Annotated in this window: 23 protein-coding genes; 10 read left to right on the forward strand and 13 right to left on the reverse strand. The window is 70.0% G+C overall.

Going from position 1 to position 24,388, the window contains the following annotated elements:
* Window positions 1–49: 49 nt before the first annotated feature.
* The 3 genes from WMF19_RS26960 to WMF19_RS26970 all read right to left on the reverse strand — a co-directional run bounded on the left by WMF19_RS26960 (window position 50) and on the right by WMF19_RS26970 (window position 1,469).
* Entirely contained in the window at window positions 50–958 is a 909-nt protein-coding gene (locus WMF19_RS26960; RefSeq protein WP_437790456.1) for a DUF4351 domain-containing protein, read from the reverse strand.
* Window positions 959–1,052: 94 nt separating this feature from the next.
* Window positions 1,053–1,277: a hypothetical protein gene (locus WMF19_RS26965; RefSeq protein ID WP_437892988.1), complete on the reverse strand. Its 225-nt coding sequence runs from the start codon at window positions 1,275–1,277 to the stop codon at window positions 1,053–1,055.
* 12 nt (window positions 1,278–1,289) lie between these two features.
* Window positions 1,290–1,469 carry a hypothetical protein gene (locus tag WMF19_RS26970; RefSeq protein ID WP_437790460.1) on the reverse strand — a complete coding sequence of 60 codons (180 nt, stop codon included), beginning with the start codon at window positions 1,467–1,469 and terminating at the stop codon, window positions 1,290–1,292.
* Between WMF19_RS26970 and WMF19_RS26975 the strand changes: the two genes are divergently transcribed.
* Entirely contained in the window at window positions 1,468–2,373 is a 906-nt protein-coding gene (locus tag WMF19_RS26975; RefSeq protein ID WP_437892989.1) for a PP2C family protein-serine/threonine phosphatase, read from the forward strand. The genes WMF19_RS26970 and WMF19_RS26975 overlap by 2 nt on opposite strands.
* A 19-nt stretch (window positions 2,374–2,392) precedes the next feature.
* Here WMF19_RS26975 and WMF19_RS26980 read toward each other — a convergent pair whose 3' ends face one another.
* A complete protein-coding gene (locus WMF19_RS26980; protein ID WP_437892990.1) occupies window positions 2,393–3,274 on the reverse strand; it encodes an SCE4755 family polysaccharide monooxygenase-like protein in 882 nt (293 codons plus the stop codon).
* A gap of 357 nt (window positions 3,275–3,631) precedes the next feature.
* Here WMF19_RS26980 and WMF19_RS26985 point away from each other — a divergent pair, with 357 nt between their 5' ends.
* Entirely contained in the window at window positions 3,632–4,477 is an 846-nt protein-coding gene (locus WMF19_RS26985; RefSeq protein ID WP_437892991.1) for an aldo/keto reductase, read from the forward strand.
* 169 nt (window positions 4,478–4,646) lie between these two features.
* A complete protein-coding gene (locus WMF19_RS26990; RefSeq protein ID WP_437892992.1) occupies window positions 4,647–5,531 on the forward strand; it encodes a hypothetical protein in 885 nt (294 codons plus the stop codon).
* Between the two features lie 19 nt (window positions 5,532–5,550).
* Here the strand turns inward: WMF19_RS26990 and WMF19_RS26995 are convergent, their stop codons facing one another.
* The 7 genes from WMF19_RS26995 to hemA all read right to left on the reverse strand — a co-directional run bounded on the left by WMF19_RS26995 (window position 5,551) and on the right by hemA (window position 14,142).
* Window positions 5,551–7,032 (reverse strand): thioredoxin family protein, encoded by a 1,482-nt coding sequence (locus tag WMF19_RS26995; protein ID WP_437892993.1) that lies wholly within the window; start codon window positions 7,030–7,032, stop codon window positions 5,551–5,553.
* 166 nt (window positions 7,033–7,198) lie between these two features.
* Window positions 7,199–8,569 (reverse strand): phenylacetate--CoA ligase family protein, encoded by a 1,371-nt coding sequence (locus WMF19_RS27000; RefSeq protein WP_437892994.1) that lies wholly within the window; start codon window positions 8,567–8,569, stop codon window positions 7,199–7,201.
* Window positions 8,566–9,747: an MFS transporter gene (locus WMF19_RS27005; protein WP_437892995.1), complete on the reverse strand. Its 1,182-nt coding sequence runs from the start codon at window positions 9,745–9,747 to the stop codon at window positions 8,566–8,568. Before WMF19_RS27005 ends, WMF19_RS27000 begins: the two co-directional genes overlap by 4 nt.
* Window positions 9,744–10,997 carry an ATP-grasp domain-containing protein gene (locus WMF19_RS27010; protein ID WP_437892996.1) on the reverse strand — a complete coding sequence of 418 codons (1,254 nt, stop codon included), beginning with the start codon at window positions 10,995–10,997 and terminating at the stop codon, window positions 9,744–9,746. The genes WMF19_RS27005 and WMF19_RS27010 overlap by 4 nt, the downstream gene beginning before the upstream one ends.
* Window positions 10,998–11,009: 12 nt before the next feature.
* Window positions 11,010–11,963, reverse strand: coding sequence for a 3-oxoacyl-ACP synthase III family protein (locus tag WMF19_RS27015; RefSeq protein ID WP_437790476.1), 954 nt, complete (start codon window positions 11,961–11,963; stop codon window positions 11,010–11,012).
* 16 nt (window positions 11,964–11,979) lie between these two features.
* Window positions 11,980–12,819, reverse strand: coding sequence for a TauD/TfdA dioxygenase family protein (locus WMF19_RS27020; protein WP_437892997.1), 840 nt, complete (start codon window positions 12,817–12,819; stop codon window positions 11,980–11,982).
* A gap of 135 nt (window positions 12,820–12,954) precedes the next feature.
* Window positions 12,955–14,142, reverse strand: coding sequence for a 5-aminolevulinate synthase (hemA, locus tag WMF19_RS27025; RefSeq protein ID WP_437901681.1), 1,188 nt, complete (start codon window positions 14,140–14,142; stop codon window positions 12,955–12,957).
* Window positions 14,143–14,917: 775 nt separating this feature from the next.
* Between hemA and WMF19_RS27030 the strand changes: the two genes are divergently transcribed.
* From WMF19_RS27030 to WMF19_RS27045, 4 genes are all read left to right on the forward strand, one after another.
* Entirely contained in the window at window positions 14,918–15,565 is a 648-nt protein-coding gene (locus WMF19_RS27030; protein ID WP_437892998.1) for a hypothetical protein, read from the forward strand.
* A gap of 122 nt (window positions 15,566–15,687) precedes the next feature.
* Window positions 15,688–16,446, forward strand: coding sequence for a hypothetical protein (locus WMF19_RS27035; RefSeq protein WP_437892999.1), 759 nt, complete (start codon window positions 15,688–15,690; stop codon window positions 16,444–16,446).
* Between the two features lie 346 nt (window positions 16,447–16,792).
* Window positions 16,793–18,838 (forward strand): OPT family oligopeptide transporter, encoded by a 2,046-nt coding sequence (locus WMF19_RS27040; protein ID WP_437893000.1) that lies wholly within the window; start codon window positions 16,793–16,795, stop codon window positions 18,836–18,838.
* Between the two features lie 642 nt (window positions 18,839–19,480).
* On the forward strand, window positions 19,481–19,717 hold the full coding sequence (locus WMF19_RS27045; RefSeq protein WP_272093661.1) for a hypothetical protein: 237 nt from the start codon (window positions 19,481–19,483) through the stop codon (window positions 19,715–19,717).
* Here the strand turns inward: WMF19_RS27045 and WMF19_RS27050 are convergent.
* A complete protein-coding gene (locus WMF19_RS27050) occupies window positions 19,654–19,920 on the reverse strand; it encodes a hypothetical protein (protein WP_437893001.1) in 267 nt (88 codons plus the stop codon). The two genes, WMF19_RS27045 and WMF19_RS27050, sit on opposite strands and share 64 nt — an antisense overlap.
* Window positions 19,921–20,036: 116 nt before the next feature.
* Between WMF19_RS27050 and WMF19_RS27055 the strand changes: the two genes are divergently transcribed.
* Entirely contained in the window at window positions 20,037–20,945 is a 909-nt protein-coding gene (locus WMF19_RS27055; RefSeq protein ID WP_437893002.1) for a LysR substrate-binding domain-containing protein, read from the forward strand.
* Between the two features lie 76 nt (window positions 20,946–21,021).
* Here the strand turns inward: WMF19_RS27055 and WMF19_RS27060 are convergent, their stop codons facing one another.
* Window positions 21,022–22,248, reverse strand: a complete 1,227-nt coding sequence (locus WMF19_RS27060; protein ID WP_437893003.1) for a PAS domain S-box protein — start codon at window positions 22,246–22,248, stop codon at window positions 21,022–21,024.
* A gap of 400 nt (window positions 22,249–22,648) precedes the next feature.
* Here WMF19_RS27060 and WMF19_RS27065 point away from each other — a divergent pair, with 400 nt between their 5' ends.
* Window positions 22,649–23,518 carry an ABC transporter ATP-binding protein gene (locus WMF19_RS27065; protein WP_437322781.1) on the forward strand — a complete coding sequence of 290 codons (870 nt, stop codon included), beginning with the start codon at window positions 22,649–22,651 and terminating at the stop codon, window positions 23,516–23,518.
* A complete protein-coding gene (locus WMF19_RS27070) occupies window positions 23,511–24,344 on the forward strand; it encodes an ABC transporter permease (RefSeq protein ID WP_437893004.1) in 834 nt (277 codons plus the stop codon). Before WMF19_RS27065 ends, WMF19_RS27070 begins: the two co-directional genes overlap by 8 nt.
* Window positions 24,345–24,388: the final 44 nt, after the last annotated feature.

Genomic DNA, 24,388 nt, shown 5'->3' on the forward strand with positions numbered 1-24,388 from the left:
CGCGGCCATGCTGCCGGACGGCCAGGCGCGGCGGGCCTTCCTCGGCCCTTCAGCTCGGGGCGCCGAGCACCTCGTCGAGCGTCCGAGCGCCGAGCACCCGCTCGCCCCACCGCTCGAGCTCGGCCACGTCGGCTGCGTCGATGCGAGCGACTACGGCCGCGGGCAGCTCGCCGAAGCGGGCCCGGAGCTGCCGCAGCAGGAGGTTGCGCCCCCCTTCCTTCAGCCCTTCGTTGCGCAGCTTTTGCTGGTAGTCCTCGAACCACGCCCGGATCTCTGCGCTCACGTCGTCCTCCTCGCTCGTCGCCTGCTCATCCAGCCCGAGCTGGAAATGTACCAGGAGAGGCGTGGCGACGCTCCTCTCCCAGGCGTCCTCCGGCATCGCCGCCAGATCGGCGAGCGCCTCGCGCAGCACGCGCCCGGATCCGAGCAGGCGCAAGAGCAGCGTCTCCTGTGTCCGGGGCAGCTCGGACAGCACGACGAGGCGAAGCGCGAGCCCCGGCGCCGCGTGGTACACGCCGGGCTTCACCTTGTGGCACTCGTACGCTGCGAGCACGCTCTCCGGCCGGCCCGAGCTGATGACCACGAGCGCAGGGAAAGCCACGGCCGGCTGGGTCGATGCGTCGGGTTCCGCATCGTTCGACGACGCGCCAACTGGAGACGCAGACGCGCGGGCCCGGCGTTCGAGCTCGTGATACCAGGTGAGCTGCTTGCGCAAACACGAGCGGACCTGCCGAAGGCCGGGCGTGCGGTGAAACGGCTCGAACAGACTCGGCTCCGCGGAGAGCTCGCCCAGCAAGCCCATGCCGGCGCGCTCAGCGTCCCGCGCCGGATCGGGCACGCTGTACACATCGATCTTCTGCGTCGCCGCGAGCACCTCCACCTCCGTCTCCGGAGACGAGGCTCGGCTCAGCGCCTCGCGCAGAATGTTCTTCGCGAACTGGTCAGCGCCGTTGTGCATCGGCGGCGCACCCTAACCGCATCACGGAGAACGGCCCACAAGATAGAGCGGAATATGAGCGGCAAGCATGCTTACGCGAGGAGCTCTGTGCTCATCACGAAAACGACTCTCTGAGCTGCGGCGCCCGCCAATAGGCGCTATCGAGCCACGCCGGGGTCGACGCTTCAAGCCACCTCATCCCTCGCCTGGCGTGCCCGCCGGAGAGCACCTCCACTTCGCCGGAGAACGGCAGGACGCGCCGCTCGATCTCGGCGCGCGCGAGGGTCTGGACGTGCGTGGCGCGCTCCCACGCGCGCTCGGGGTTGGGGAGCAGTCTCATGCGGTCTCTTCTTCATTTCAGGTACGAGGCGCGCCGCGCGTCGAGCGCCCGCGTCGCCTCGGCGAGGGCTCCGCCGGGCGTGGCCGCCGCGGTCGCCGCACGCGGCAGCTCCACGCCCGCCGTGGCGATCTCGACGAGCGGCGCGTCGAGCGCCCTCCCTCGGACAGCGCCCCCGCGGTACGATGCGCGCATGCCCGTGTACCGCACGTCCGCCGTCGAACACGCCGCGGCGGTCGCCGTGGCGGCCCGGACCGACGTGGGCCACAGCCGCGAGCACAACGAGGATACCTTCCTGATCAGCGATCTCGCGCGCGGGCTCGCCCATGGGCCCCCAGCCGCCCAGGCGTCCATCGAGCCGCCGCTCGCCCTGTCGCTGGGCGTCTACGACGGCTCGGGCGGCGCGTCGTCCCCCGACGCGGCGAGCCGGCTCGCGGCGCGCATGGTCCACGCCATCCTCACCCGCTCCGCGCCCCGATCGAGCGACGCCCTCGAGCAGAGCCTCCTCGAGGCGATCGGCGAGGCCGGGCGCGCGGTCCGCGAGAACGCCCGCCGGAGCTCACAGCACCGGAACAGCGGCACCACGGCGACCGTGGCCGCGCTCTGCGATGAGCGCCTCCTGCTCGCGCAGGTCGGCGACAGCCGCGCCTACCTCCTCCGCAGCGGCGTCCTCACCCAGCTCACCCGCGACCAGACCCTCCTCCAGTCGCTGCTCGAGAGCGGCAAGCTGCGGCCCGAAGAGGCCGCCACCTTCGAGCACAGGGGCGTGATGCTCCAGGCGCTCGGGCTCCGCGAACACCTCAGGATCGCGCTCTCCGCCGTCGAGCTCCGCCGCGAGGACACCCTGCTGCTCTGCACCGACGGGCTGAGCGACCTCATCGACGATCGGCACATCGCCGCCACGCTCGACGCCCACCCCGACCCGGCGGCAGCCGCCAGCGCCCTGATCGACGCCGCGCTCGCCGCCGGAGGCCGCGACAACGTGACCGCGCTGGTCACGCGGTTCGACGGCCCCTGGCTCGCTCCGCCGGCCAGCGACCGCGCCGCGGAGATCCTCGAGATCGCCAGGTTCTCCGAAGGGCCGACGCGCCGCTCCTGACGGCGCACCGGCCCCGCGATCACGAGCGCCGCGACCCGCGCCCGGCAGCGTCCCGCCGCGGCGCCAGCCGGCCTCGCCTCCGCCCGCGCGCCGCGAGCGCGAGGGCGGCGAGCGCGCCGAGCCCCGCCGAGATCGGAGCCCCGCCCGCCGCGCCGCCGAAGCTGCACCCGCCGTCGTCCTCCGCTGCGCCAGATCCCTCGTCAACGCCAGCGCCCGTCGTTGCGCCCGTGCCCGCGCCAGCGCCCGTCGTTGCGCCCCCGCCCGTGCCCGCGCCAGTCGTCGCATCCCCGCCTGCGCCCACCGTGGCGCTGCTGCTCGCGCTCGTCGTTGCGCCCCCGCCCGCGCCCGTCGCGCCGCCGCCCGCGCCGGCGCTGGCGCTGGAGCTCGCGGCGCTCGTCGCGGCGGCAGGGTCGGAGGACTTGAGCACCAGATCCGCACAGCGGTAGTACAGGGTGGCCGGCCTCCTGTCCGTCATGACCTGGATGAGCTGAAGCGTGCAGTTGTCACACTCCACGTCCGGGAGCGTGACCTCCGCCGAATACGACCCTCCCTTCTTGTCGGCGATGCCGTCGAGCAGGCAGCCCTTGTCCACCCCGGGCTCGCAGAGATCGTTCTCGTTCGCCGGCTCCGGGAAATCGTCGAAGCCGTCGTCGTCGAACATGATCCGGAAATGCCCGGGGTGATCGATCGTCTCGTTCCACGTCACCGTGATGGTCTCGCCCGGCTCGAACACGGTGACGGTCTCGCCCCGCGCATCGCCGCGAGCACCGCAAGGCGACACCTTCTGCTGGTCGTCCGCGTGCCTCGGCGCGGGGGACGTGAGGTCGATGTGCGCGCTGCTCACGCCAGCGAACGACATCACGGCGGCCAGTACGAACGATCCCATCAGCATGCAACGCATCGATCCACCTCCTCAGAGCTCGCGGGCAGCGCAATCTACACAGCGGCTCATCGTCTGTCTGCGACATCCTCAAGCAAGGAATTTTCTATGGACAAGGCGCCAGCGACCGACGCCGCGAACCGCCGGGCTCAGCCCGGTGAAGGCGCTCGGGCTTGCTTTTCGTGGTGAATTCAGCGATCCCACCCGGGGCGGAGGGGCGCCTCTGGAACGCCTATCAGGTAGAAATGCTGTGTCCTTGCGGGTCCCCGTGGAAGGAGGCCAGCACGGACCGCGTGGGGGTGGGGCCCCTGCCGGCTCTGCCGGCGGGGCGGGGGCGGCGCGTGCCGCCCCCGGTGACAAAAGCGGAGGTTCATCATCATGGAGCAGCGCGAACTCGGTTCTACTGGCGTCAAGATCCCGGTCGTCGGACAGGGCACCTGGCAGATGGAGATAGGCGATGAGGCCGCCTGCATCGACGCCATCCGGCGGGGGATCGACGCGGGCATGACGCACATCGACACGGCGGAGATGTACGGCTCGGGCGCTGTCGAGGCGCTCGTCGGCAAGGCGATCGCCGGCCGCCGCGACGAGGTGTTCCTTGCCTCCAAGGTGCTGCCGAGCAACGCGAGCTACTCCGGCACGATCGCCGCGTGCGAGCGCAGCCTGGAGCAGCTCCGCACCGACCGGCTCGACCTCTACCTCCTCCACTGGCCCGGGCCGCACCCGCTCGAGGAGACGTTCCGCGCCTTCAAGGACCTGAGGGACCGGGGCAAGATCCGGTATTTCGGCGTCAGCAACTTCGACCAGGCGGAGCTCTCGAAGGCGATCGCCATCGCCGGAGCGCGCGAGATCGCCTGCAACCAGGTGCTCTATCACCTGCTCGAGCGGTCGATCGAGCACCGCGTGCTGCCGCTCTGCGAGCGGCACGGCATCGCGGTCGTCGCCTACAGCCCGTTCGGCTCGGACCGCTTCCCGGCGCCGGACAGCACGGCGGGCAGGGTGCTCGCGTCCGTCGCCGCCGCCCACCGCGCGACGCCGTGGCAGGTCGCGCTGCGCTTCCTGCTCCGCCGCCAGCCGATCTTCGTGATCCCCAAGGCCGCGAACGCCGCGCACGCGCTCGACAACGCGGCCGCGGGCGATCTGCGCCTCAGCAGCGAGGACATCGCCCGCCTCGAGACGGCCTTTCCGCTCGGGCGGGATCGCGGCGTGCTGCCGACGCTGTAAAGCGGGCGGCGAACAGAGGAACCGTGAGGACGCCAGAAGCCACCAAGATTGGAATTTCCGCCTGGCGCCTTCTGGCACCTTGGCGTGTCTTTTCTTCACGAGCTCGGCTTCGTTTCGCCGGACGGCGAGGGCCCTCTTGGCGGGCGGCCGAGCGTGGCATACTGCGCACATGAGCCACGCACGCCTATCCTCGCTTCTCTTCGGGCTTTCTCTCGCCGCCTGCAGCGGCACGGTCGAGATCCCGTCGAGCGACGGTGGCGCCGATGATTTTCGCAATCTCTGCGGCGGCACGGTCGACATGCCGTCCGGCAGCGGCGGCGCCGACGACAGCGGCGGCACGGCCAGCACTGGCGACACGGGCGACGGCGGCGGCACCGGCGGCGCTGGCGGCTCCGCCAGCTCGACCTCGAGCGGCGGGACACCTCTCGCCTGCGGAGGGCGAAGCGGCGGGGTCTGCAGCGCGGAGGAGTACTGCGACTTCCCCGACGACTCGTGCGGAACGTTCGACACCATCGGCAGGTGCACCCCCCGGCCCGGGGGGTGCCCGGAGGACTGCCCGGGCGTCTGCGGGTGCGACAACCAGTTCTACTGCAATGCGTGCGCCGCGCAGCAGGCCGGCGTGGACGTCTCGGCGAATGCGTCCTGCGTCGAGCCCGAGATCGACCGCTACACCGTCTCTTACTGGCCCGGCGGGTACGATCACCTCACGATCTACAAGGCCCGACCCGAGGCGGACCTCTGCGTGGTGCTCTACGCCGAGGCGCCGAGCAGGCAGTCGCCCGAGGGCTTCGACATCGTCACGGTCCCGGAGGTGTGGAGTGTGTCGCGCATCCTGATGAGCAAGGGGGCGGCCAGCTGCACGCCGGACGCCCAGGGCTCAGCTGGCGCCGCCGTGAGCGCGACCAGCGCGACCGGGAGCCTGACGGTGCAGACCTCGGGGAGCACTTCTTTCCCATCCACCATCGACGTGGACATCACCGTGGTCTTCCCGGAGGAGCCCACGACCGACCGCCTCCGCGCGACGGGCCTGGTCGTGGGCACCGGGGAGAACTAGCGGCCCCTGGGAGCCGCCGTCAGCGCTTCTTCACGCCGCCGCCGCGCTGGGCCTTCTGCGCCTCGTCGAGCCGCCGCCGCGCGTCGTCCAGGGCCGCCTGGCTGGCGTGGCCCTTCGGGAGCGCCTCGTAGCCGGCCACCTCCTCGCGCAGCGTGGCGATCTGCTCCGCGCCCCGCCCGAGCCGCTGCTGGATCTCCGCGCGGAGCTTCAGGTAGCGAAGCCGGCGCGGGCCATAGGCGCGCCCGATGGCGCGCTCCACCGCGGCGAGCGCCTCCGCCTCGCGGCCCATCGCGTGGAGCACCTGCGCGAGCCGCGCGGGCGGCTCGTACGACGCGGGCATCTGCGCCTCACGCTGCGAGAGCATCGCGATCGCCTCCTCGCCGCGGCCGAGCGCGACGTACGCCATGGCGCGCCCGTAGTCGTACGCGGCGGCCGCCTCGGGCGTCTTCGCCTCCTTCGCGGCCCGCTCCAGCACGGCGAGCTTCGACTCGTTCGCTGCGCGGGCTCCGCCCGCGTCGCCGAGCGCCTCGAGCCCCTCGGCGAGCAGGCCCCACGCGTCGGCCCTGTCGTCCGCGCTCGCGTCCGCAGGCGGGCTCGCGACGATCGACCGCAGCCGAGCGACCGCCGCCTCGCGCGCGGCCCGCTGGGCCTTGCCGCCCGGGAGCGCGGCCGCGCAGGAGAGCAGGACGCTCGCGAAATCGGCGGGCAGCGCCGCGCCCTTCACCTCGCCGACGTGCGCGCTGCCGAGCTCCACGCACGCCGCGGCGTCCTTCTTGCGGTAGAGCGCCGCCAGGAGGCCGAGCAGCGCCTCGCTGCGCCGCGGCCACGCCTCTCCGCCCCGGGCCAGGGCGCGCCGGTAGGCGGACACCGCCGCGGCGTGGTCACCGGCGCTGTGGGCCCGCTTCGCCTCGACAAGCAGGCGGTTCGGATCGTCCGCCGGCAGCGCCGACGCAGCCTTGGAATCCATCGCGAGCAGCGCGTCGCGGATCAGCTCGCGCAGCTCCTCGACCGAGGCGGCGCCCCGCCAGAGCCCGATCACCTCGCCGGCCGCCGGCTCGAGGACGAAGAACGTCGGCCACACCGTCACCTCGTGACGCTCCAGGAACGGCGCGCTCTCCGGTCGATCCGTGTCGACGTCCGCGAACACCACCCGATCGGCGAGCGGGCGCAGCGACGGATCCGTCAGCACATAGTGCTTCATGCTCAGGCACGTGTGGCACCACGGCGCCCACGCATCGACGAACAGCGCCTTGCCCTCGGTCCGAGCCTTCTCGCGCGCCCTGGGCACATCGTCGTGGATGAACTCGAGCGGCGGCCTCGCCGCGGCCGGCTCCGGCGTCTCGGCCGGCTCCGGCCTCTCGGCGGGCTCCGCAGCCGCGGCCGCGGGCGCCGCGGCAGCCGGCGGCGCGGGCGCGCGCGGCGGCGGCGAGGCAGCACAGGCGGCGAGCGTGCAGAGCGCGGTCGCGGACAGGAGGACGGGGAGCGACGCCGTGGGACGCACGCCGCCATGGTAGCCCGAGCGCGGCGGCCACGACAGGGGTTCACCCGGAGGGTCGCAGCCGCCAGCCCGCAGCCGGGTAGCAGCGCCGCGACAATCGCGACGCGCGCGAGGCGCCGTCGAACGGCTCAACGAACAAGGAGCGTCGGCGTCATGAGCCGTGACCATCCTATCTGGCGCCCCCGAGCGCTGCCGCGCCGTCCTCGCCTGCATGTGGCCGCGCGCCAGCCTCCCGGAGCGGCGACGCCTCTCTCGCGGCCTTGAAGCGCTGGTCGATCACGAGCGGGACCTTCCCCGTGCGCTCGCTCCGCAGCAGCGCGCCCTCCGCGAGGACGTCGACCGACACCAGGATCGAGCCCCGCTCGACGGACTTCCCGAGGACCGGCAGGCGATCCAGGATCTTCCGGCGTATCTCGCGCTCGTCCAGGTGAGCGCCCTCGAGGCGGACCACCAGGTGGGCGTTGTGCTTGTAGCGCTCGAGCACGATCTGCATGGCCGAGGGGCCCTCGTCGGAGAAGGCCTTGACGAGCTGGTGCACCCAGACCGTGGCGTCGCTGGAGAGCTTCAGGAACTCGCCCCCGCGGCCGAGGAACTCGATCTTTCGATAGGGCAGCCCGCACGCGCATGCCTGGTCGATGAAGCGGCCTCGATCGCCGATGTCGTAACGGACCAGCGGATAGAGCGTCCGGTAGAGCGACGTGAGGACGATGCGCCCCTCCTCGCCCTCCTCCACCGGCCTGCCGTCGTCGCCGATGATCTCGACGTGGTTGAAATCGTCGAGGGTGTGGTGCTCGTTCCCCGTGCAATGCGAGCACTGGAAGCCGAACTGCAGGGCGTCGACCGACGCGATCACGGAGGCGATGCGCCTCACCCCCATGTGCGTCCTGAGCCAGTCGGCGTCCACCGGCGACAGCCCAGCGCCGCCGTAGAGGAGCAGCTCGAAGCCGAAGGACGGCTCGACCTCGTGGATCTTGCGCAGCTTGTGCATGAAGGAGAGCGGATTGGCGAACAGCACGTCGATGCGCATCCGGCGGGCGGCGTTGAGGAAGAAGGCCGGCTCGACGTGGGGGCCAAAGGGCAAGCTGCGCGCCCCGAGCTCGAGCAGCTCGTGCTCCAGCGTGATCAGCCCGCCATAGAGCTCGCCGATGGCGAGGCAATTGGCGACATTGTGCTCCTTGCGCACCCCCATCAGGCTCAGCATCCTGACGCCGGAGCGGATCATCTCCCTGATCTCGGCGCCCGAGTAGATCGAGAACTTCGGCTCTCCGGAGGTCCCGCCCGTCTGGAGGACGACGCCGCCGTGCTCCTCGCCGCTCTTCAGGCTCTCGGGGGCCGTCATCATCGTGTCGCTGTAGGCCTTCTGCGTGGTGACCGGGGCCAGCGCCAGCGCGTCGAGGCCGGTCGCGTCCCGCGGGAGGACCCCCGCGTAGTACTCGGCGCGGCGCGCGGCGGTGAGCACCCGGTCCAGGCGTCCCGCGACCTCCCTACGGAGCTCCCGTGTCGTGCGCGCCGCCGGCGCGCTCTCGTGTCTCATGCTCATGACATTTCCTCCGAAAAGGCCTGACGGCCGACTGCTAGGGTGACGAGGCAGAACAGGGTGGCCATGCCCGCGACGAAGCCGACGCCCCACGGCGCGCTCCAGCTCAGCAGCTTGGTCGTGCCGCCGATGCCGATGACGGTGACGATGGACACAAGCAGAAAGCGGAAGCTCGATATGCGGCCCTTCTGCGCCGGCGGCATCCGCTGGTAGAGCTTCGACGTGAGCAGCGCGTTGGTGAAGCCGATCGCGGCGCCGAGGCCCAGGAACGACGCGGTCGTCGCCGCCCTGCTCCGCGCGACCGTGATGACCGTGAGGAACAGGACCTGGAGCAGCTGAAACCCGACGAGGTGCCGCGGGCTCCCCCCCTTCCTCGCGAGCAGGAACGTGATGACCGCCCCGGCCGCGAACGCACCGTCCAGCCCCGAGAGCCACACCGGATCGCCGCCGAACCGGCTGTTGACGAGCGGCACGAGGATCAGGTTCAAGCACGCCATGACGGCGAGATCGCCTGTCGAGATCGCCACGTGGACGAAGAGCGACGGCGTGCGCCGCATCCCTTGCGCCAGCTCCTTCCAGTCCTTGATCACCTGCGAGAGCGAGACGAGCGCGGCGCGCCGCGCCGGATCGCCGGAGACCTCCAGCCTCCAGAGGATCAGGCTCGTGGCCAGGAACAACCCAGCATCGATGAGGAACACGACGGAGTAGCTGAGGCGCGCGAGCAGCACGCCGACGGCCCCGACGCCGAGCAGCTGACCGAGCTGGAGCAGCAGCATCGCGAGCGACGAGTAGCGGACCTGCTCCTCCTTCGCGACCACCCCCGGCACCAGCGCGAAGGCGGCGGTCTTGTAGAAATGGGAGCCGACCTTGAGCAGCGCCGAGAGGGCCACGACGGCGAGCGTGGCCTCGTACCCTGGATGGAGCGCCAGCGCGGCCAGCATCACCATGATGAGCGCGCGGTTGATCCCGGCAGCCGAGGCGACGAGCTTGGGATTGAGCCTGTCGACGATCGGCCCCGCGTAGATCTGGCTCAGCACGCCGATCAGGTAGTCGAAGCCGAGCACGAACGCGAAGGACGACACCGCTCCTGTCCGGTCGAACAGGAACTTGCCCAGCGCCAGCGTGTGCATTCCATCGGCGACGTTGGTGAGGAGCGTCGCGGTCAGGAGGCGCCGCTTCAACTGACCACCTCCGTCGCGTGCGGGACGACCCGGATCTCCTCGCTGAGCCGCCGCACGACCTCGGCGACCTCGGCGCTGTCCCCGCCGCGCAGGATTGCCGCCGCGGGGACTTCCCAGTACTGGTGCGTCACCGACTTCTTCAGCCGGTCGGGGGGCTGCGCGACACGGAGCTTCACGACAGCGCCCGAGCCCGGGAGCCAGTCAGGCGTCGTCACACGGCACGAGGCCTCGGGGAAATGATGGCCCGGCACGACCAGCCAGCCGAACCACGGCCCCTCTGTCTTCGTGACCTCCCGGACGGGCCCCCCGGGCAACGGGCGACCGAGCCGCCGCGCCTGAGCCCGGATGAGGACGTCGATCTCCTCGGTCGGTATGTGGACGCCTGTCGAGGCCTCCGTCGCCGGGATGACATCGGCGCCGCCCGCGCGGTTGGCGACCTCCAGGAACACGAGTTCCTCCGGCCCCTCGATCACCTCGAGGTGGAAGGCGCCGTCGACGATGCCGACCGCGCGCAAGCAATCGAGGAAGAACGCCCGGTACTGGTCCGACATCCTGAACTGCGCCGAGCCGAGCGGCTTGCTGCCCCACGCGTACTCGAGCGGCGTGTTGACGTAGCGGCTCGCCACGATGAGGCGCGGGGCGCCCCCATCCATCACGCCGTCGACATGGAGGATGGGCCCCTCGACGAACTCCTCGATCTCTCCGTCCGCGTAATACTCGTCGTTCTCCGGCCGGACGACGAAGGCGAGCGCCTCGCGCGGTGAGCCGAAGACGTGCACGCCGATGCTGCTGGCGCCCAGCGTCGGCTTCAGGATGGTGCGCCCCTCCCACGGCACGGACGCGACCGGGGCGCCCTTCTCCACCGTCCGGAGGTCGATGTTGCGCGGGCTCCTCAGGCCGGCCGCCGCCACGAGCCGCTTCATGAGGATCTTGTCCTTGAACTTCAGCAGCTCGTCGTAGCGAGGACCCGGGATCCCGAGGTGCTCGCGCACCTCGCCCGCCTCGTGCAGGTCGAACTCCGACAGGGCCATGACCATCTCGTAGCCGTCCGCCGCCGAGACGATCGCGTTGATCTCCACGTGACGCTTCGCCACGCCTGGGATCACGAGCCTCTCGCAGCGCAGGCCGGCCGGCAGATCCGCGATGCGCGCCGCTGTACCCACGTACGTGACGTCGTGCGCGCCGTGATCGAGCGCGCGATGATACTCCATTTTTCGATAAGGCACGGTGTGCATGATGAGGATTTTCATACCTGGGACCTTTCAGACCTGAATGAGGCTCGCTCCCCAAGAGAAGCCCACGCCGCTCGACACGACGACGACCCGCTGACCGGGACGGAGCCTGTTCGTCCTGAGGCCGTCGGCGAGCGCGAGGGCCGTGTCCGTGGAGCCGAGGTGACCGTAGTCGCGGAAGCTCAGATACGACTGCGACTCGCTGAGGCCGAAGCGCGCGAGGACCTCGCGCAGCACCCGCTGATCGCCCTGGTTCATGAACAGGTAATCGATGTCCCGCGCCCGCAGGTTGGCCTCGTCCAGTACCTGCCCCACCAGCCTGGTGATGTAGTGCAAATACTGATCATGAAGGCTCACCTCCGCTGTGCACGGCTCCGTGACGATCGTGGACGCGCCCCGGGGGAGCTTGTACAGATCCACGTACGTGCCGTCCGTCGCGAACGCGCTCGACAGGACGTGGAGCGACGGCGCGTACCGGTCGCACAGGAGCGCCGAGGCGGCGTCGGCGAAGTTGAACAGGCTCTTCGACCCGGGATCCGTGTGATCGACGTAGCTCGACAGCGTGTCGGCGCAGATCAGGAGCGCCCGCCTGTAGGAAGAGGTCGCCAGCATCAGCCCCTTGATCACGTGGAGCGCCGCGTTCAGCGAGTTGCAGCCGTTGCTCAGCTCGAAGCAGAACGCGCCCTTCGCGCCGATGGCCGCCTGGATCTTGCCTGCCGGTGACCAGAGCGCGTGGTCGGTGAGGCCGGTCGAGGCGTAGACCAGGAGATCGATGCTGTCCGATGCGAAGGGGTGGCGCGCCCTCAGATCGTCGATCGCCTCCAGCGCGAGCTCGACGCACCGCCGCCCTTGCGCCACCGGCTTGGAGGCGAGCTGCATCTTGTCCGTGAAGAACTCGATCGGCACCCCGGACGCCGCGCTGATCGAAGAGGCGCTCATGCGCGCCGGCGGGACGCAGAGCCCCAGTTCAACGATGCCAAACATGCTTCCTTCTCCGCGGTCAGCGCGTCACGCCGGACTCGATGGACAGGCGGTACATCGTGCGCGGGATCTCGGGGTCGGAGGCCATCGCGGCGTGGATCAGCGACGGGTTGTCCCAGATCAAGAGGTCGCCGACGCGCCAGTGGTGGCGGTAGATGGTGTGCTCGCGCGTCGCGTGCGCGTGCAGCTCCTCGAGCGTCTGCTGGCTCTGCTCCCACCCCATCCCCTCGAAGCTCAGGGTGTATCCGTCGCTGATATAGAGCGCGGGCCGCCCGGTGAGCGGGTGCTTGCGGACGACGGGGTGGGTGACATCGGGGATGGTGTGCCGCAAGCGATCGTCGATCTCCCGGAGCGACTGACCCACGTCCTGGGCCGTCACCTTGTATCGCTTGCGGATCGTGTGGACGGCCGTGCGTCCCTCCAGCGTCGCGCGGAGCTCCGGCGAGAGCTCGTCGAGGGCGAGGTACATGGAGGCGAACAGCGTGTCCCCCCCCGCCGGCGGCACCTTGAGGGAATAGAGGAGCGTCGTGTTCGCGGGGTTCGCGATGTACGAGGAGTCCGAGTGCCAGAAGTTGCCCACGCGCGCGACGCCGAGCGGCTTCCCGTCGACCTTCTCGTTCGACGTGACGAGGATCTCGTCGAACTCCGGGTGGCGGTAGTTCGAGAGGAGGAACGGCAAGATCGGCCCCATGCGCCGGCCCGTGGCGACGAGCTCGGCGGGCATCAGCTCCTGATCGCGGAGCAGGAGGAGCTGGTGCCGGAGCAGGAGGTCGAGCAGCGCCCCCCCGTTGCGTCTCACGTCGAAGCCGACCAGCTCGGCGCCGAAGTACTTTGAAAGAGGCCTCGATTCATAGCTCATACGCAGTTCTCCAATGGCCAAGCAGGCCCTCAAAAAAAAAATATTAACTCGACATACCCGCGCGAGATGCTCGGGGAATGCCGCGCTCCCCGCGTCCTTCGCGTCAAAAATGCGCCGCGGATCTGCTCAGTGGCTTCAGCTGGTCGCGGCGATGATGTGCGCCAGCGCGATGACGAAAGCGCGAATCTCACGCTCTGTGTGCGACGAGGACACGATCACGCGGAGCCGCTCCTGCCCGCGCGGCACGCTCGGGAAATTGATGGGTTGCACGTAGAAGCCGTGCTCTCTGAGCAAGGTATCCGAGATGCTCTTGCACCTGAAGGAGTCGCCGATCATCACCGGCACGATATGGCTCGGGCTGTCCATGACCGGGAGACCGTGGCGTCGGAGCTCGTCCTTGAGCAGGCTCACGTTGGCGAAGAGCCGCTCCCGCTCGACGTTGCTCTGCTTCAGGTGCCGCACCGACGCCAGCGCGGCGGCCAGGACGAGCGGCGGGAGCGAGGTCGTGAAGATGAAGCCCGGCGCCATGAGCCGGACGGCGTCGACGACGAAGCGGTCCCCCACCACGTAGCCGCCGGTCGCCCCGTGGGCCTTGCCGAAGCCGCCCTGGAACATGTCGATCTCGTGTGCCAGGCCCAGGGAGTCCGCGACGCCGGCCCCGGTACGACCGTAGACCCCGACGCCGTGGGTCTCGTCGAGGAAGATCATGGCGTTGTGACGGTGCTTGAGGCGACACACCTCTTCGAGCAGCCCGAAATGGCCGTCCATCGAGTAGATCGACTCGAGGACGATCAGCTTCGGCGCGTCCGCCGGCAAGGCCTTGAGCTTGGCCTCGAGATCCGAGGCCGAGTTGTGCTCGAAGATGACCCTCTTGAGCCCGCTCTTGCGGATGCCTTCGATGAGCGACCGGTGGTTCTTGCTGTCCGAGAGCACGGTGATCTCGGGCATCAGCTTGCCGATGACGCCCAGCGTCTCCTCGTTCGCCACGTAGCCGCTGTTGAAGAGCAGAGCGGACTCCTTGCCATGCAAGGCTGCGAGCTCGGCTTCCAGCTCCACGTGGTAGTGGGAGGTGCCGGAGATGTTGCGCGAGCCGCCGGAGCCGAGGCCTTGCTCGTCGAGCACGTTCCGGGCTGCAGCGACGACGCGCTCGTGGTTGCTCATCCCGAGGTAGTCGTTGCTGCAGAACACGCTCGCCTTGTGCTGCGCGCCGCGCCTGTCGAAATAGGCGTTCGGGTAGTCGTCGGCGATGCGGCGGAGCGGCAGGAACGTCCGGTAGCTGCCGTCCACCATGGCCTTGGTGACAAAATCCGCTGCTGCCTTCACGAGGACGTTGCGTTGATTGCGAGAACTGACGGGAGTCGTCTGCGTCACGTTCGATATCTCCTTCTATGTACCGATGGGTGTCCGCCGGTCTGCGGCGCACACACGAAACCTCAGCCATGTGGACATCCGCCATGAACCGCGCCCAGGCCGTGATCCGCGGCGCAGTCGATGAAGCAATCCGGATTGGGCCTCACCTCGGCGCCGAAGAGGCGCCGGTGCTTCTGGCGGCCCCGGTCGACGGCCTGGCTCCGCTCGTCGCTCGATCCAAGAGACGTTGAACCGCCTGAAGAACATTCTTTCGATGGGATCGAGCCCTACATGGCGACAGGAACGCGGCGGCCGATTGCAACCCACGGTCCATCCGGCCATCGCCCCTCTCCGGCCCCGGATCGCGCTGGCGCGGCCCGGGCGGCGGTCGAGGCCATCAGCGGGCTTCGGACGAGCGCTTGCGCGACTGCGCAACACGGGTGAGCAAGGGTCGGGAGGCGGACCTGCGAAGAGATCGCTTGTCCTGGCTCGACGTCGGCCGGACGATCCCGGGAGGCTCGCCGGCACGGGGCTCGCGGCCGCGACCGACAGGTCCCCCCGCCGGACGAGCAGCGCCGGTTCGCCGGCCGGAGCCGGAAGGCGGGCGAGCCGGAGCCGGACGTCGCGCGCGGGTCGCCTGGCCAGCTCGCGCCCAGATTGCGCTGCCGGTCGCGCGCAAAGCTGGTACAGTCCGGCCGCGGTGAACGATTACGCGGGCCGGTGCGGAAGCTGCGCGGCATTTACCAGGGTGCACGAGGATCCAGCGCGCGGCCGCGTCGGCGAGTGCGCCCTCGAGGTGTACCCGCCGCCGATCAAGGCGACAGCGACGTGCGCCCGCTACCGCGCCAAGGGCGCGCCGCCGCCGCCGCCACCACCCCGGGCGGCGGGCCAGCCGCGCGGCACCGGCGTCAGGCCGCGGGCGCCCGAGCGCGCCCCGTCGCCGGAGCGCCGGCCGAGCGCGGCGCCGCAGAGCGCGGCGCCGCAGAGCGCGGCGCCGCAGCCCTTCCGTTCGCCGCTGCCAAGGGAGATCGACATCGACATGGATATCGACGAGTTCCGCCGTGTGCTGCGCGAGGTGCTGTCCGAGGAGCTCGGCGTCGGCCGCGCGGAGCTGGGCGGCCGCTGGGAAGGCGGGGAGATCGTGCTCCGGCCGGGGAAGGAGGGCACGGCCGAGAAGCGCATCCCGCTCGACGTGTTCTTCCACAAGATCGTGATGCTCCGCGACAAGCTGCGCGTGCTGGAGCAGAAGATCAACGCGCACGAGGGGCTGAGCGACGCGGAGAAGGTCCAGCTCCAGGCGTACATCACGGGCTGTTACGGGACGCTCACGACGTTCAACGTCCTCTTCGCGCGCCGGGAAGACGGGTTCGCCGGCAGCGGCCGAGACAGCGACTGACACCCCACCTGACCTGCGCCGAGAGCGCCACGGCTCTCGATCTCGCGCGCGCGATGGGGGTCTGATCGCTCGGCCCGCACCTTCGGCCTGCCGGGCGGGGGCGCGGCGCTATACTTACCCGCGTGTTCCGTTCCGATCGAGACGCCCTCGCGGACAAGCTCGACGACGTGCAGGCCGAGAACGAGCGCCTGCGCCTGCAGAACGAGGCCATGCGTCACGCCCTGCTGGCGCAGCGCGTCGGCGGGCATCCTGTTGCCTCGAACACGTATCGCGGCGGCGTGGCCGGGCTGGGCGCCGGCGAGCGGGTCGCGCTCGCGCGGCATCGGCTCGAGGCGTTTCCTGTGTGGGCCACGGCGCTGCTGCACGTCGTGACGTTCGGGATCGTGTCGTTCGTCCGCTTCAACGCGATGCACGCCCAGCTGCCCCAGGCCGAGCGCGACGATCCCTCCGTGGGGAAGGCCATCGGCCTGCACTTCGCCCCGTACTTCAACTACTACTGGATCTTCTGGAACGGCCTCCGGCTCTGTGATCGCGTGAACCTGCAGTGCCGCCTGCGGGGCATGCCCGACGGCGTGCCGCGGGGCCTGGTCATCGCGGCGTGTGTGGCGACCGTCATCCCGTACATCCAGCTCCTGGCCGGCCCGATCACCTGGCTGTTCGTCGCCATCGCCATGCAGCGCACGGTGAACCGGATCGTCGAGCTCGACGCGCGGACAACGAGCGAGCGCATGGAGCCGGTCGACGTGGGCGCCGGCGTGTTCGGCGTGCGGTTCCCTGCGGTTCAGGCGCTGCCGCAGCCGGACGACGTCGCCGTCCAGGCGGAGGCGGAGGCGGAGGCGGAGGCCGCGGCGGCGATCGCCGAGCAGCGGCAGCGCCGCTAGAGCGCCGCTCGGCGTGATCGGCAGTCGGTCGCATCCTCTGGCTTCTTCGTACCCATCCAGCGAAGCACCGTCATCGTCGCCACGACGCCCGCAGGCCGTGGGGTGAGCGCGGCCTCTTCGACGCATGGATAGGTGGTTGATACGGTATCACCCACCCGGCTTGCAGGGAGAGCCTCGTGACACGGGGCCAGCAATTCCGTCGCAGCGTGGATTCGCCGGGATCTGCCGCGGGCGCGCGGGCGACGGTTCGAGAGGGGATCGGCGAGATCTGCGCCGCCAGCCCTCGCGGAAGAGCTGCACGGCGCGTCGCCCACCATGGTACAAGGTGCGAGGAGGTCGCCGCGCAATGGCCATCAAACAGCTCACGCCAGAGCAGGTTCACACCATGTCGCTCGAAGAGAAGGACGCATGGTGGCTGAAGAACGTCTACCGCGGCGACATGCCCCAGCTCACGTGGCGCTCGGCCGTCACGGGCATGCTCCTCGGCGCGTTCCTGTCGCTCACGAACCTGTACATCGGCGCGCGCACAGGCTGGTCGCTCGGCGTCGGGATCACGAGCGTGATCCTAGCCTTCGGGCTCTTCAAGGTGCTCTCCAGGCTCGGCCTCGGCAGCGACATGACCGTGCTCGAGAACAACGCGATGCAGTCCATCGCGACGTCGGCCGGCTACATGAACGCGCCGCTCTTCACGAGCCTCGCGGCCTATTCGATGGTCACGACGACGATCATCCCCATGGGCCGGGCGATGATCTGGATGTTCGTCCTCGCCATCCTCGGCGTGCTCTTCGCCTTCCCGATGAAGAAGCGCTTCATCAACGACGAGCAGCAGCCCTTCCCCGAGGGGATGGCCGCCGGCGTCGTCATGGACGCGCTGCACGAGAGCGACGAGAAGGAGGGCCTCTTCAAGGCGAAGCTCCTCCTCGGCGGCGGCCTCCTGAGCGCCGCGCTCGAGCTCCTCCGCGACGACAAGGTGATGCGCGCGCTCTTCGCGCTAAGGAACATCCCGCATTACTACGACGAATTCCTCTATGGCGGGCGCTTCGCCGATCTGCTCAAGCGCTGGGGCATCGCGCCGGCCATCCGCGGCACCCCCCTGAACGAGCTCACCATCCGGTTCGACACGAGCATCATCTTCGTCGCCACGGGCGGCCTGATGGGCATCCGGACCGGCGTGTCGCTCCTCCTCGGCGGGATCCTCAACTACTGGGTCCTCGCGCCGATCCTGATCCAGCGCGGGATCATCCTGCCGAAGAACGGGCATTTCGGGTTCGGGGCGATCACCCTCTGGGCGCTGTGGGGCGGCGTCGCGTGCATGACAACGTCGTCTCTCTACGCCTTCTTCTCCAAGCCGAAGGTGATCCTCGACGCGTTCAAGGGCCTCACCAAGAAGGGCGGAGCGACCGACGTGCTCGCGGACATCGAGCTTCCGGTGAAGCTGTCGATCATCGGCATACCCGTCGTCGGCGCGGTGATCGTGGTGCTCGGGCAGCTCTGGTTCGGGATCTCCTGGTGGCTCGGGGCGCTCGCGATCCCGCTCGTCTTCATCTTCTCGCTCATCGCGGTCAACTCGACGGCCATCACCGCGATCACCCCGACCGGGGCGCTCGGCAAGCTGACGCAGCTCACCTACGGGGCCCTCGCACCGAAGAACATCACGACGAACCTGATGACGGCCGGGGTCACCGCCGAGGTCGCGAGCAACACAGCGAACCTGCTGATGGATATCAAGCCGGGCTACATGCTCGGCGGCAAGCCCCGCCACCAGGCGATGGGGCACGTGCTCGGGACGGTCTCGGGGCTCGTGCTCTCGGTGCCCATCTGGTACCTCGTGCTGATCCAGGGCGACATCGGCCGCTACGGGACGGAGCGGCTGCCGGTCCCGAGCGCGCTCACGTGGAAGGCCGTCGCCGAGGTGCTGATGAAGGGGCTCGACTTCCTCCACCCGACCGCCAAGTCCGCGGTGGTGGTCGGGGCGATCGTCGGGATCCTCGTCGAGATCACGAGGCAGGTCACGAAGAACCGATTCCCCCTCTCCGCTGTCGCGCTGGGGCTCGCGTTCATCCTCAACTTCACCGATATCTGGTCGATGTTCCTCGGCTCGTTCCTCTTCTGGCTGCTCGAGCGGCGCGCCGCGCTCTGGCACAAGAAGCGCGAGCAGGAGACGCGGCTCAGCGAGACGGCGCCCGGCGGGCGCGCGGACGCGCCGCCCGCGCGGCCCTGGTACGCGCTCGCCGCGGACAACACCGAGGCCATCTGCGCGGGCGTGATCGCCGGAGGCTCGTTGATGGGCATCGGCCTCAGCGTGCTCGGCGTGCTGGTGCTGCCCGACGTGCTGGAAGCGGCGAGCTTCACCAAGGCGCTCGGGCAGATCCTCGATTTCCTCCCGAAGTGAAGCGCTGACGGTCGACGGGCGGGCCCATCGGTTCTTCTCACGCTCGCTCGACGCGCTCGCCCCGCGCTCGCGTGTTCGGGACGGGCCCCGCTGCGAGCGCGCGTCCCTGCGACGAGCGCCCGCCCCGCCGATCGCGGGGCCTCTCGCCGTCGCGGGACGAACCAGGGACGCCTCACTGTGACAGGAATGCGCGCCCTCGCGCCCCTCGGCGAGCCGCAACGGGCGCGGCGCGTCGCCCTGCCGAGCCGCTCTGCTCGCAAGCGCATCTGGCGCGCTTCGTGCAGCCCTGTTTGCACCGCGTCAACACGAGCTCAGGAGAGGACGCGCGAGGGAGAGAACATCGATGCCAGTGAACCCGCCCCCGTCCCGGGGCACACCCCGCCCCGCGCCGGTCGGCGAGCCCGAGCAGGGCCCGCCGGCGCGGGATCCAGCGCCGCCCGAACCTCCCCGAGGGGATCCCGATCCGGGCGAACCGGCGCGCCGGGATCCCCCGCCCGCTCCTCCCGAGCCCGGAGAGCGGCCTCCGGAGATCAAGGATCCTCCGGCGTCGGACCGACCGACCGAGCCGCCCGGCGCGTTCGCGAGAGCCGGCCGCGCTCGGCCGGCGGTGTGACGTCATCACCCAACCGTCGAGAGGTTTCCATGAACACGTGTGACTGCTGCGGCAACAGCTACGACAAGGCCTTCCAGATCATGGTGGGCGGCACGAGCTACACGTTCGATTGCTTCGAGTGCGCGATTCACAAGCTCGCGCCCGTGTGCGCCCACTGCGCCTGCAGGATCGTGGGGCACGGCATCGAGGCCGGCGGGGCGTTCTACTGCTGTGCGCACTGTTCCAAGCAGGAGGGCGTGGAGGGGGCGATCGATCGGGTGGCCTGAGCCGCCGCCAGGGCGCCGGCGGCGCGCGGCCCGCCGTTCGCGCGGCCCTGCGGGTCGATCTGCGCGAGGTCGTACCGCGCGCTCGGCGGGGTCGACCCGCCCTGCGCCGGGGGCGTCGCCGCGAGCCGATCTCCGACCAGCGCGGCGGCCAGGATGAAGAGCAGCAGCGCGACGCCCGTGTGCCCGCGAGCCTGGGTGAGCATGGATCCTCCTTCACGGCGAGGCGATCGCCTCGTCCTCCAGGAAAACTAGATCTGGAGCAGGCGCGTGATAATCCTGGTCGGCCGACGAGGATTGCGTCGCGGAAGGAACGAATGGGATGGATCCGCTGGGCGGTCACCTGGACGAGATGAGGGCGTTCCTCGAGGTCGCGCGGCGGCAGAGCTTCTCGGCGGCGGCGAGGGCGCTCGGGCTCACGTCGTCGTCGGTCAGCAAGCAGGTCGCGCGGCTGGAGGAGCGCCTCGGCGCGCAGCTCCTCCGGCGCACCACGCGCCGCGTGAGCCTCACGGAGGCGGGGAACCTGTACGCCGAGCGCGCAGACCGGATCCTCTCGGACATCGAGGAGGCGCGGCGGGCGGTCGCCGATCTCGACGGGACGCCGCGCGGGACGCTGCGCATCTCGGCGCCCACCGTCCTCGGCTCGATCCGCGTCGCGCCCGCGGTGCTGGCGTGTCGCGCGAGGTACCCGGAGCTCCGCATCGATCTCGACCTCACCGACCGCATCGTCGATCTGGTGGCCGAGCGCGTCGACGTGGCGGTGCGCCTGGCCGCCGAGATCTCCCCTGCTTCGCTCGTCGCGCGGCGGCTCGCCGGCGACCTGCGCGTGCTCTGCGCGAGCCCGCGGTACCTGCGGCGCCACGGGACGCCGCGCTGCCTCGAGGACCTGGCCGCCCACGACTGCATCACGCTCAACCTCGAGCCTGTCGCCCGGTGGACGCTCGTGGGCCCCGAGGGCGAGCGCGTCGTCCCGGTGAGCGGCACGTTCCGCACCAGCGACACGATCACGCTGCGCGACGCCGCGGTCGCCGGCCTCGGCCTGGCGAACCTCCCCGACTACGTCGTCCAGGATCAGCTAGAGAGCGGCGCGCTGCGGCGCGTGCTGCCAGAGTACGGCGCCTCGCAGCGCGCGAGCTTCGCGGTCTATGCGGCGCCCGCGCGCGCCGCGGTCCGCGTCGTCGTCGATGCGCTGGCAAAGGCCATGGGGGCAGCGGGGACGGCGAAGCCCTGAGCCAGCGCGGCGATCGTGAGGGATCGCAGGGAGGCCGAGGGAGCGCCGCGCCGGAGCGGTCGTCCGCGCGGCGCTGTCACGCGGGCCGCGGAGCAGCGCCCTGGTGCGAGGCGTGCGCCGCGCCGGCCGCGCGCTCCTTGCTCATCTGACGGATGCAGTACTGGAGCGCCGCCCGGAGGTTCCCGAGGGTGGTGATGTTGGCCAGATCGAGCCCGAGGCTGACGATGGTCTGGGCGACGTTCGACCGGATGCCCGTGACGATGCCCTCGGCGCCGAGCAGCCGGATCGCGCCGACGAGATCGAGGAGGTAGCTCGCGGTCTTCGTGTCGACCAGCTCGACGCCGGTGAGATCGAGGATGGCGAAGCGCGAGCCCGTGCGGACGATCGCCTCGAGCAGGGTATCCATCACCTCCGCTGTCCTGGCGCTGTCGAGCACGCCGATCATCGGCAGGGTCAGCACGCCCTCCCACACCTGGATGATGGGAGTCGACAGATCGCGGATGACCCGCTGTTGCCGCTCGATGAGCTCCAGCCTGGCCCGGAGCTCCTGCTCGGTGTTCTTTGGCTTGCTGATATCGAGGGTGAAGCCGACGACCGAGGACACCTCGCCCTGATCGTCGCGCATGGGGATCTCCCAGTTGTCCCAGTACACCCCGTGCGTCAGGGACTCCGAGTGGCTCGCTTCGCCCGCGAGCGCCCGCCGCACCATCTCGCACCCGTGCGGGTTGCTCGCGTAGAGGTCGAACAAGTTCTTGCCGATGTGCGCGCCCTGCTGGAGCCCGATGCCCTCGAGCGCCTTGCCCTCGTGGCACGTGAAGTTCCCCTCGCGGTCGATGGCCCAGACGATGATCGGGAGCGACTGCGTGATGGCCTTCAGGATCACCTCTCTCTGATGGTGGCGACGGGTCTGCTCGATCCGCTCCGTCACGTCCTGCCCGAACACGCCGACGCCGACGACCTCTCCGTGCTCGTCGAGGATGCGCTCGTGGTGCCACTCGACGCTCACCACGGCGCCGCCCTTCCTGACGTGGCTCCACACCCGGGGGGCCGCCCCGTCCTCCGCGAGGAGCCGCCGCCACGCGTCGGGGCTGCCGGACGCCGGCAGGAGCTCGTCCACGCGCTGGCCGAGCGCCTCGTTCCGCGCGTGGCCGAGCAGGCGCTCGGCCGCGCCGTTCCAGTCCTCGATCGTGAGCTCCTTGCCGTACTGGACGATCGCGACCGGCGCCCGCTCGAAGAGGCGTGCGCGTTTGCCCGCGAGTTTCTCAGCGTCGACTTCTCCCCATGAAGTGGTGGCGGCGGTCATGGGTGGAAATTTACCCCGGGCGTTCCCCGCTCGTCGAAATAACTGTCATGCGTCCCCATCGGACCGTCCGCAGACCGCCCTGGTTCGTAAGGACGGATCCACTGTTGCTGTAGCAGCACTCTGCGAGCAAGCGCCTGCTGCTCCAGCAGCAGGCCGCCATCTGTTATAGCGGATTTGCGTCTGCGGAGCGGGCTCACACTTGGTACGCGGCGTGCTCAACGCCACCGGAACGGTCGAGGATGGCGCTCCACGACCGCGCCTGAATGGGCCTCATGGCGGTGCGACGGTGCGCACCGGATGGCGGGATTTGACGAGCCGTACACCAGCGAGTTCGACCCGTTTTGGAAGGGCGGTCCGTGAAGGGGCCCACCCTCGTCGAGGTTCGGGAGCAGGAGGAGCCATGAGCAACAAGATCCAGTTCCACAACGTGAGCAAGACATTCGCCGTCAAGGGGCCGGCGGGGACCAAGGAGGGCGCGCGGTTCACGGCCATCGAGGACCTCAACCTCGACGTGAGGGCCGGCGAGCTGATGGTCCTCGTCGGGCCGAGCGGGTGCGGCAAGTCGACGCTCATCGATCTGCTCGGCGGCCTGTCGAAGCCATCCAGCGGCAAGCTCCTGCTCGACGGCAAGCCGATCACGGGCCCGGCCCTCGATCGAGGGATCGTGTTCCAGCAGTACGCGCTGTTCCCGTGGCGGACGGCGCGCGAGAACGTCGAGTTCGGGCTCGAGGCCAAGGGCATCCCGGAGAGCCGGCGCAAGGAGATCGCCCAGGATTACCTGGATCTGGTCAGCCTCTCCGGCTTCGAGGATCGGTATCCGCACGAGCTGTCGGGCGGCATGAAGCAGCGGGTCGCCATCGCGAGGAGCCTCGCCTACGACCCGGAGGTGCTGATGATGGACGAGCCGTTCGCGGCGCTGGACGCGCAGACGCGCGAGTCGCTGCAGGCCGAGCTGCTCCGGATCTGGGAGAAGTCGCGCAAGACGATCCTGTTCATCACGCACAGCATCGACGAGGCGGTGTTCCTCGGGCAGCGGGTCGCGATCATGACGTCCCGGCCCGGCCGCGTGAAGCGCGTGATCGATATCCCGGAGGAGATCCGGGGTTATGAGGACGCGCGGTCGACTCCGGAGTTCGGCAGGCTGCGGCACGAGATCTGGACGCTCCTGCGCGAGGAGGTGCTGAAGGCCGAGGAGCAGGAGCGGAGCAAGCGGCAGAAGCGCGCGGCGGAGAGCCGCCCCGTGGCGGGCGTGGTGGCGGTCAATGGCTAGCCTGGAGCAATCGATTCCGCTGCCCGAGGAGTCGCAGCAAGGGCAGCTCGTGGGCGACGCGGCGCGGTGGTTCGGCCGCGCCGTCGCGCGCTCGGGGATCCTCCTCGCGGTCGCCGCCCTGTGGGAGACGGCGCCGCGGGTGGGCCTCGTGGAGGCGGCGTTCCTGCCGCCGCTGTCCGAGGTGCTGGGGACCGGGTGGCAGCTCCTCCAGAGCGGGCAGCTCCTGAGCCATATCAAGGCGAGCCTGTCGCGCTCTCTCGTCGGCTTCACGCTGGCGATCTCGGTGGGCGTGCCGCTCGGGCTCGCGATCGGGTGGTACAAGGGCGTGGCGGACGCGCTCAATCCGCTGCTCGAGGTGCTGCGCAACACGGCCGCGCTCGCGCTCCTGCCCGTGTTCCTGCTGCTGCTCGGGATCGGGGAGGCCTCCAAGATCGCGCTCGTCATCTACTCGTGCACCTGGCCGATCCTGCTCAACACGATCAGCGGGGTGCGGGGGGTCGATCCGCTGCTCATCAAGTCGGCGCGCACGATGGGGCTGTCGCCCCTCCAGCTGTTCCGCAAGGTCATCCTGCCGGCCGCCGTCCCGACGATCTTCGTGGGTATCCGCCTGGCGGGCGCGTACTCGCTGCTCGTCCTCGTGGCGGCGGAGATGATCGGGGCCAAGGCGGGGCTCGGATACCTGATCATCTACGCGCAATACAATTTCCAGATCCCGAGCATGTATGTCGGCATCTTGACGATCACGGCGCTCGGGCTGACGTTCAATCACCTGCTCATGCGCGTCGAGCGGCGGTTCACGTCGTGGAAGGTCGCCCCGAAGGAGTGAGCCCGCGCCCGGCGTGGGCTCCATGAAGGTCACCGTTCATCGAG

This window comes from Sorangium sp. So ce124, assembly GCF_051525235.1.
In the GTDB taxonomy this organism is placed as follows: domain Bacteria; phylum Myxococcota_A; class Polyangia; order Polyangiales; family Polyangiaceae; genus Sorangium; species Sorangium atrum.